Origin of the sequence: Streptomyces sp. MnatMP-M17, assembly GCF_900091995.1 — a bacterium.
Lineage (GTDB): Bacteria > Actinomycetota > Actinomycetes > Streptomycetales > Streptomycetaceae > Streptomyces.
In genome coordinates this window covers 1-2495 of sequence record NZ_FMDK01001121.1, presented here as the reverse complement: position 1 = coordinate 2495, position 2495 = coordinate 1, and the positions used below count along the sequence as shown (strand labels likewise).

The window sequence follows — 2495 nt, the reverse complement described above, 5'->3', positions numbered from 1 at the left end:
CCGGCTGGCGGGCCGCCGACGGCGACCCGGTGAGACTCCTCGGAGCCGTCTCCGCCGCCCGTCTGGCCGAGCTGGCCAGGGACAGTTCCTTCCTGGACCGGCTGACCGCCGCCGCGGCCGGGCTCGACACCTATCTGCGCGGCGACCGCTGGTACCAGCAGCGTGACGCCGAGGGCGCCGAGCTGCCCGCCGCCGTCGGCTACTTCTCGCCCGAGTTCGGCATCACCGCGGCCCTGCCGCAGTACTCGGGCGGTCTCGGCATCCTCGCCGGCGACCATCTCAAGGCCGCCAGCGATCTCGGCGTACCGCTCATCGGCGTCGGTCTGCTCTACCGGCACGGCTACTTCCGCCAGTCGCTCTCCCGGGACGGCTGGCAGCAGGAGCAGTATCCGGTCCTCGATCCCCATGAACTCCCGCTCACACCGCTGCGCGAGGAGGACGGCACGCCCGCCCAGGTCGTCCTCACGCTGCCCGGCAGGCGCTCGCTGCGCGCCGGCGTGTGGCTGGCGCAGGTCGGCCGGGTGCCGCTGCTGATGCTCGACTCGGACGTCGAGGAGAACGGTCCGGGCGAGCGCGAGGTCACCGACCGGCTCTACGGCGGCGGCAGCGAGCACCGGCTGCTCCAGGAGATGCTGCTGGGCATCGGCGGAGTGCGCGCGGTCCGGGCGTACTGCCGGCTCACCGGCCATCCGGCGCCCGAGGTGTTCCACACGAACGAGGGCCATGCCGGCTTCCTCGGCCTGGAGCGCATCCGTGAACTCGTCGACACCGGGCTCGGCTTCGAGGCCGCCCTGGAGGCGGTCCGCGCCGGGACGGTCTTCACCACCCATACGCCCGTGCCGGCCGGGATCGACCGGTTCGACCGCGAGCTGGTCGCCCGCCACTTCGGCGAGGACGGCGAGCTGCCCGGTGTGGCCGCCGAGCGGGTCCTCGGCCTCGGCATCGAGAGCTATCCGGGCGGCGAGCCGAATCTCTTCAACATGGCCGTGATGGGCCTCCGGCTCGCCCAGCGGGCCAATGGCGTCTCCACGCTGCACGGCGCCGTCAGCCGGGAGATGTTCGCCGGACTCTGGCCGGGCTTCGATCCGCAGGAGGTGCCCATCACCTCCGTGACCAACGGTGTGCACGCGCCGACCTGGGTCGCGCCCGAGATCGCCCGGCTGGGCGAGGGCCCCGCGGACGCCACGCTGTCGCCCGCGGTCCCGGACGCGGATCTCTGGGACGTACGCCGTCAGCTGCGCGAACAGCTCGTCGTGGAGGTACGGGAACGGCTGCGCGCGTCCTGGCTCCAGCGCGGCGCCCAGGCCGCCGAGCTGGGCTGGATCGACGGCGTACTCGACCCGGACGTCCTCACCATCGGCTTCGCCCGCCGGGTCCCGTCGTACAAACGGCTGACGCTGATGCTGCGCGACCGCGACCGGCTGACGGATCTGCTGCTCGATCCGGAGCGGCCGGTCCAGATCGTCGTCGCGGGCAAGGCGCATCCCGCGGACGACGGCGGCAAGCGGCTGGTGCGGGAGCTGGTGCGGTTCGCCGACGATCCGCGCGTGCGCCATCGCATCGTCTTCCTGCCCGACTACGGCATGGGGATGGCGCGCAAGCTCTATCCGGGCTGCGATGTCTGGCTGAACAATCCGCTGCGTCCGCTGGAGGCGTGCGGCACCAGCGGAATGAAGGCCGCGCTCAACGGCTGTCTCAATCTGTCGGTGCTGGACGGCTGGTGGGACGAGTGGTTCGAGCCGGACTTCGGCTGGGCCATTCCCACGGCGGATGCAGCCACCGACGAGAACCGCCGGGACGAGCTGGAGGCGAACGCTCTCTACGCGCTGATCGAGGACCGGGTGGCGCCGCGCTTCTACGACCGAGGTGCGGACGGGCTGCCGGGCCGCTGGATCGAGATGGTCCGCAGCACACTGGTCACCCTGGGACCGAAGGTGCTCGCGGGACGGATGGTGCGTGAGTATGTGGAGCGGCTCTACGAGCCCGCCGCCCATGCCCATCGCGCGCTGGACGCCGCGACCGCGACGGAACTGGCGTCCTGGAAGTACCGCACACGCACGCTCTGGCCGTATGTGTCGGTCGACCATGTGGAGGGCGTCGCGGCCGGCGCCGCCGGAGGCACGGCCGAGCTGGGCTCCACTCGCTCGCTGCGCGTCCAGGTCGGCCTCGGCGAACTGCGGCCGGACGAGGTGGAGGTGCAGGCCGTCGCGGGCCGGGTCGGCCCGGACGACACGCTCGTGGACGCGCGGCCGTTTCCGCTCAAGCCGGCCGAGGGGCCGGACCTGGAGGGTCGCTGGATGTACGAAGGACCGCTCGCGCTGGACCGTACGGGCCCTTACGGCTATACGGTCCGGGTGCTGCCCTCCCATCCGCTGCTCGCCACGAGCGCGGATCTGGGGCTGGTCGCGCTGCCGACGGAGGCGACGGGGGAGGGTGCGGGCGTACTGCTGCGCTGACGGCGGGGGCGGGCCGGACGCGGCGGGCGCGGGGGCGGG

Annotated in this window: 1 protein-coding gene; it reads left to right on the top strand. The window is 72.8% G+C overall.

Annotation, left to right across the window (positions count from 1 at the left end):
* The coding region (gene glgP / locus GA0115259_RS36790) for an alpha-glucan family phosphorylase (RefSeq protein WP_093604849.1) at window positions 1-2456 on the top strand (2456 nt) is incomplete at its 5' end.
* Window positions 2457-2495: the final 39 nt, after the last annotated feature.